The following is a 6,298-nucleotide window of genomic DNA, read 5'->3' on the forward strand; positions in this document are numbered from 1 at the left end:
CGAGGGAAAAAGCCGTCCTCGCGAGAAGAACGCTGAGAACCCGCGGCGGTGCCGGTTGCTTTGGTGGTCGCTGCTCAGCGGCTTCGCCGCTGACAGGACAACGACCGCGAACACTGCTCACCTCGAACGACGAGGCGGGCGGGCCCTCAGCATTCGACGACGTTGAGCGCGAGGCCGCCGCGGGCGGTCTCCTTGTACTTGTCCTTCATGTCCGCTCCGGTCTCTCGCATGGTCTTGATCGCCTTGTCCAGCGAGACGTGGTGCTTGCCGTCGCCGCGCACCGCCATCCGGGCCGCGGTGATCGCCTTGATCGAGGCCACCGCGTTGCGCTCGATGCAGGGGATCTGCACGAGACCGCCGACGGGGTCGCAGGTGAGCCCGAGGTTGTGCTCGATGCCGATCTCGGCGGCGTTCTCCACCTGCTCCGGGGTGCCGCCGATGATCTCGGCGAGCCCGGCCGCGGCCATGGAGCAGGCCGACCCGACCTCGCCCTGGCAGCCGACCTCCGCCCCGGAGATCGAGGCGTTCTCCTTGAACAGCACGCCGATCGCGCCCGCGGTCAGCAGGAAGCGCACCGCCGCGTCGGCGGAGAACGACGGCAGGAACCGCTCGCCGTAGTGCAGGACCGCGGGCACGATCCCGGCGGCGCCGTTGGTCGGCGCGGTCACCACCCGGCCGCCCGCGGCGTTCTGCTCGTTCACCGCGAGGGCGTAGAGGGTGACCCACTCCATGGCGTGCAGCGCGTCGTGCTCGTCGGTGGTGGCCTCCAGCCGTTCGCGCAGCTCGTTGGCGCGACGGCGCACCTTGAGCCCGCCGGGCAGGGTGCCGCTGGTGCGGGAACCCTGCTCGACGCACTGCCGCATCACCGACCAGATGTGCAGCAGGCCCTCGCGGACCTCCTGCTCGGTGCGCCAGGACAGCTCGTTGGCCAGCATGATGTCGCTGATCCGCAGGCCGGAGGCGAAGGCGTGCGCGAGCAGTTCCTGCCCGGTGCGGAACGGGTACGGAACCGGCGTCTCGTCCTCCACCAGCACCGGCCGTCCCGCTTCGTCCTGGTCGAGCACGAAGCCGCCGCCCACCGAGTAGTACTCGCGGCGGTCGATGCGGACGCCGTCCCCGTCGCGCGCCTCGAAGACCATGCCGTTGCTGTGGAAGTCGAGCCGGCCGGTGCGGTGCAGCACGATGTCGTCGGCGATCGAGAACGCGATCTTCTGCTCGCCGCCGAGGCTGATGCGGTGCTCCTCCCGGACAGTCCGCACCTCCGGTTCGGCGGCGACCGGGTCGACCAGGTGCGGCTGCTCCCCGGCGAGCCCGAGCACCACGGCGTCGACGCTGCCGTGGCCGTGCCCGGTCGCCCCGAGCGAGCCGAACAGCTCGCACCGGACGCCCGCGACGCGGGGGAGCTCGCCGGACCGGCGCAGGTGTTCGACGAACAGGTGGGCCGCCCGCATGGGGCCGACCGTGTGCGAGCTGGACGGGCCGATGCCGACCTTGAACAGCTCGAAGACCGAGAGGGTCACGTGCGCTCCCAACCTGGTCGTGCGCGGACTCCTGCCCGCGGCGGTGCGGTGGCGGATCGGTGCGCCGTCACGTCGAGGCCCGTGCTGCCGCTGCCGCGGTGTGCCGGAGCAGCAGGGCCGTGGTGACGGGACCGACGCCGCCCGGTACCGGCGACAATCCGGCGACCCGGCCGGCGACGGCGGGTTCGTCGACGTCACCGACGAGTCCGCCGTCGGCGGTGGGGTTGGTGCCGACGTCGATGACGACCGAGCCTTCCCGCACGTGCGCGGCGCCGATCAAGCCGGGGCGTCCGACGGCGACCACCAGCACGTCGGCGCCGCTGGTGAACCTGGCGAGGTCGGCGGTGTGCCGGTGGCAGATCGTCACCGTCGCGTCCCGCCGCAGCAGCAGCTGCGCGGCGGGCTTGCCCACGACGTTGGAGCGGCCGACCACCACGCAGTCGCGCCCGGCCAGCGGGACCTCGTGGTGGTCGAGCAGTTCCAGCACCGCCGCGGCGGTGGCCGGGGCGAACGCGCGGGAACCGGCGGCGAGCAGGCCCAGCGACACCGGGTTCGCGCCGTCGACGTCCTTGTCCGGCGCGATCGCCGACGCGAGCTCCTCGAAGCGCGCCCCGGCGGGCAGCGGGGTCTGCAGGATGATCCCGTGCACCGAGTCGTCGGCGCTGAGCGAGTCCAGCGCGTCGCGGACCTGAGCGGGGGAGCAGTCGGCTCCGAGGTCGACGACTTCGCAGTCGATGTTCGCCTTGGCGGCGGTCTTGGCGATGGAGCGCACGTACCAGGCGCTGGACTCGTCGTCGGTGGCGACGACGACCGCCAGCTTGGGAGTGCGGCCGCGCTGGGACAGCTCGGCGGCGGTGGCAGCGACCTCGGCGCGGATCGCGCGGGCGAGGCCGGTGCCGTCGAGGGCGAGGGTGGCGGATTCTCGTTCGGCGGTGGTCATCGCAGGATGTGCTCCCGAACGGCTGAGGTGACCTGGTCGGCTCGCTGGAAGATGTCGGCGGCCCGCTCCAGCGCCGCGCCAAGTTCGGCGCGGACCGCGGGATCGGTGATGCCGACGAGGTTGATCTCGATGTTGACCCGCGAGGTGGCGGCCGCGGCCCGCGCCGCGTCGGCCGCCGCGGCGATGTCGGCGATCACGTTGGTGTTCCCGATCGGGCGCAGCCCTCCGGCGAGGTCGAGCAGCTGATCGGCGACGGCGATGACGCGGGCGGGCACCCGGCCGGCCTCCGCGAGCGCGGCGGTGATGGCCCGGGCGCGGGCGGCCTTCTCGTCGTCGTTCGACTTGGGCAGGCCGTAGGCGGCGCCGACCGCGCCGAACGCCACGGCGTCCTGCTCGGCCAGCGCCAGCGCGGACGCGCGCAACTCGTCGGCGGTGTCCCGGATCTCGGCGATGGCCGCGGCGTGCGCGGCGTAGCGCGCACCGTCGCTGTAGCGGGCGACCATCGCGACCAGCGCGGCACCTTGCGCGGCGTGCAGCGCGGAGGTGGCCCCGCCGCCCGGAGCGGGCACCCTGGCGGCGAGGTCGTGCAAGAAGGAGTCGATCGTGTCCGTGCGCATGCGGAGTCCTCCGTGGTCGGCGGGCGCGGTCAACGGCGGATGCGGTGCATGTCCGGGTCCACCAGCGGTTCGGCCGCGACGGTGGCGCGCACCTTGCGGCCGAAGTACTGGACCTCCACCTGGGTGCCGACCACGGCGGTGGCGGGCAGCCACGCGTAGGCGATCGGGGTGGCGAGGGTGTGCGAGAACGCCGCGGAGGTGATGTAGCCCGCGGGTTCCCCGTCCACGAACACGGGTTCGTGCCCGAGCACGACGCTGCGGCCGTCGTCGATCGTCAGGCAGGACAACCTGCGCGTCAGCGCGTCCTGGTCGATCGAGGTGACCGCGTCGCGCCCGACGAACTCGCCCTTCTGCGGCCGGACGGCGAACCCGACCCCGGCTTCGTACGGGTTGTGCTCGGTGGTCATGTCCGACCCCCAGGCGCGGTAGCCCTTCTCCAGCCGCAGGCTGTTGAACGCGGCCCGCCCGGCGGCGACCACGCCGAGCTCGCGACCGGCTTCGAACAGCACGTCCCAGAGCCGCTGCCCGTACTCGGCGCCGGTGTAGATCTCCCAGCCCAGCTCGCCGACGTAGGAGACCCGCATCGCCAAGACGGGAATCCCGGCGATGTTCGCTCGCTTGCAGCGGAAGTACTTCAGGCCCTCGTGGGAGAAGTCGTCGCCGCTCAACGGCTGCACCAGGTCGCGGGCCAGCGGCCCCCACACGCCGATGCAGCAGGTGCCGCCGGTGATGTCGCGGACCTGGACGCCGTGGTCGTCCGGGAGCTGCCGGGTGAAGTGGTCGAAGTCGAGGTTCCCGTTGGCGCCGACCTGGAACAGCTGCTCGCCGAGGCGCGCGACGGTGAGGTCGCTGCGGACGCCGCCCGCCTCGTCGAGCACCAGGGTGTAGGTGACCGCGCCGATCGACTTGTCCATCTTGCCGGTGGTGAGCCGGTCCAAGAAGGACAGCGCGCCCGGCCCGCTGATCTCCAGCCGCTTGAGGGAGGTCATGTCGTAGAGGGCGACGGCATTCCGGGTCTTCCACGCCTCTGCGGCGGCGATCGGGGAGTGGTGCATCGCCGACCAGGCGTCCCGCGCCGGCGGCTGCCACTCCATCGGGAGCCCCTTGACCAGCGGGGCGTTCGCCTCGTACCAGTGCGGCCGCTCCCAGCCGTGGGATTCCAGGAAGACCGCGCCGAGTTCGCGCTGGCGGGCGTGGAACGGGCTCACCCGCACGTCGCGCGGCGAGAGCTTCGGCTGCAGCGGGTGCTTGACGTCGTAGATCTCGACGAAGTTGCGCTGCGCGGTCTCGTCGACGTGCTGGTCGGTCGTCTCGACCTCGTCGAACCGGTGCACGTCGCAGCCGTGCAGCTCGGTGCGGCTGCGCCCGTCCACCAGCAGCTCGGCCACGGCTCGCGCCACGCCGGAGGAATGGGTCACCCACACCGCCTCGGCGATCCAGAACCCGGCCACGTCGGGGGATTCGCCGACCAGCGGCCCGTCGTCGGGGGTGAAGGAGAAGATCCCGTTGAACCCGGATTCGACCCGCGCCGTGCGCAGCGCGGGCAGCAACCGGCGGCTGTGCTCCCAGGACGCCGCGAAGTCGTCCTCGGTGAACGGGAGCATCGAGGGCATCGCGTCGTCGCTCGGGGAGTCCTGCTCGGGCAGCTCGCTCAGCCGCACCGGCATCGGGCGGTGGGCGTAGGTGCCGATGCCGAGGCGGTCGTTGTGCTCCCGGAAGTAGAGGTCCTGGTCCTGGTGGCGCAGGATCGGCATCCGCGCCTCGATCCGGGCGTCGTTGCGCCCGGCGAGTTCGGGCAGCGGCTCGGTGTGCGCGTACTGGTGGGCCAGCGGCAGCAGCGGGACCTTCATGCCGACCATCTCGCCGATGGCCCGCCCCCAGAACCCCGCGCAGGACACGACGATGTCGGCGGGGATCTCGCCGTGGTCGGTCCGCACGCCGGTGACCCGGCCGCCGTGCTGCTCGATGCCGATCACGCGGGTGGAACCGCGGAAGACGGCACCGCGGGATTCGGCGCGGCGGGCCAGCGCGACGACCGCCCTGGTCGACTTGGCGAGCCCGTCGGAGGGCGTGTGGAACCCGCCGAGGATGCGGTCCTGGTCGAGCAGCGGATGCAGCTTCGCGCACTCCTCGGGATCGAGGACTTCCCCTGCCACGCCCCAGGAAGTGGCCCACCCCTGCTTGCGGTGCAGGTCGTGCAGCCGCTCCGGCGTGGTCGCGATCTCCAGGCCGCCGACCTGGTTGAAGCACCAGTCGCCGTCGACGTCGAGCCCGTTGAGCTTGTCGACCGTGTAGGAGGCGAACTCCGTCATCGTCTTCGACCCGTTGGTCTGGAAGACCAGTCCTGGCGCGTGGGAAGTGGAGCCGCCGGTGAGCGGCAGCGGTCCTTGGTCGAGGACGGTGACCTGGTTCCAGCCGCGTTCGGTCAGCTCGTCGGCCAGGTTCGCTCCGACGATCCCGGCTCCGATGATGACGACGCGAGGGGTCGTGCTCATGCTGGTCTCCTAACGGCGGCCTTGACGACCGCTACGAGGACGGCGCTGTTCGGGAGGATGTGCCTTGTGCCGCAACGGAAACGGCGGCGGAGGGCTGGGGCTCCTGCGGGCCGGCGTCGTGCGCGCGGCGCCGGCCGGTGGGCTCCATCGACGTGGGGAGTCGGTGCCGACGTGGTGTCGGGCGAAGAAGGGGGAGACCGGCCTTCTGGAGCCGGGGAGAAGTCGAGACAGCTGATATATCAACTGGACAGCAAGGTAAGCACTGGTGGGTGCGGGGTCAAGGGGTCCGCGCAAAATCGGGCGGGCTCGGCGTGCGACACGCCGCCGAGTGGAGGACATGACCGGCGGGTCGCGGCCGAAAAGCCGTTCGCGGCGCGGGAATCTCGCCGTCGTCAGCGGGAGCGGAGGCGGCTCGCTGGCGCGGGTGATCGGGATTCCGAATCCTCTTGACCGCGCGATTCGCGCTGCTTACGCTGAAAGTCATCTGATATGTCAGTTGAATCTCAGGCGAGGGCAGTGTCCTGCCGCGTTCGCTCGCTCGTCGATCTCCTCTGCTGGTTCCCAGCGCGGAAGGAGTCCCATGAGTCCGTCCAGCAATGCGAGTGCCGTAGACGTCTTCAACGATCGGCTTTCGGCGGTGGATCCGGAGGTGGCCGAGGCCGTCGGTGCTGAACTCGGCCGTCAGCAGAACACGCTGGAGATGATCGCGTCGGAGAACTTCGCGCC

Annotated in this window: 4 protein-coding genes and 1 pseudogene; 1 reads left to right on the forward strand and 4 read right to left on the reverse strand. The window is 71.5% G+C overall.

The annotated features are described in order from the left end of the window. Positions 1-146 precede the first annotated feature (146 nt). The 4 genes from ACWD38_RS29835 to ACWD38_RS29850 form a co-directional block, all read right to left on the reverse strand. The gene (locus ACWD38_RS29835) at positions 147-1,520 is read right to left on the reverse strand and encodes an L-serine ammonia-lyase (protein WP_450125401.1); all 1,374 of its coding nucleotides are present in this window, start codon (positions 1,518-1,520) and stop codon (positions 147-149) included. Between the two features lie 67 nt (positions 1,521-1,587). Then, positions 1,588-2,460 carry a bifunctional 5,10-methylenetetrahydrofolate dehydrogenase/5,10-methenyltetrahydrofolate cyclohydrolase gene (locus ACWD38_RS29840; RefSeq protein ID WP_184478726.1) on the reverse strand — a complete coding sequence of 291 codons (873 nt, stop codon included), beginning with the start codon at positions 2,458-2,460 and terminating at the stop codon, positions 1,588-1,590. Further along, entirely contained in the window at positions 2,457-3,077 is a 621-nt protein-coding gene (locus ACWD38_RS29845) for a cyclodeaminase/cyclohydrolase family protein (protein ID WP_450125402.1), read from the reverse strand. Before ACWD38_RS29845 ends, ACWD38_RS29840 begins: the two co-directional genes overlap by 4 nt. 29 nt (positions 3,078-3,106) lie before the next feature. After that, positions 3,107-5,572 carry a GcvT family protein gene (locus ACWD38_RS29850; RefSeq protein WP_450125403.1) on the reverse strand — a complete coding sequence of 822 codons (2,466 nt, stop codon included), beginning with the start codon at positions 5,570-5,572 and terminating at the stop codon, positions 3,107-3,109. Between the two features lie 580 nt (positions 5,573-6,152). On the opposite strand from ACWD38_RS29850, the pseudogene ACWD38_RS29855 reads away from it, so the two are divergent. Next, positions 6,153-6,298: pseudogene (locus ACWD38_RS29855) on the forward strand (serine hydroxymethyltransferase); the annotation flags it as partial.

It is taken from the genome of Saccharopolyspora sp. NPDC002578 (assembly GCF_053592695.1).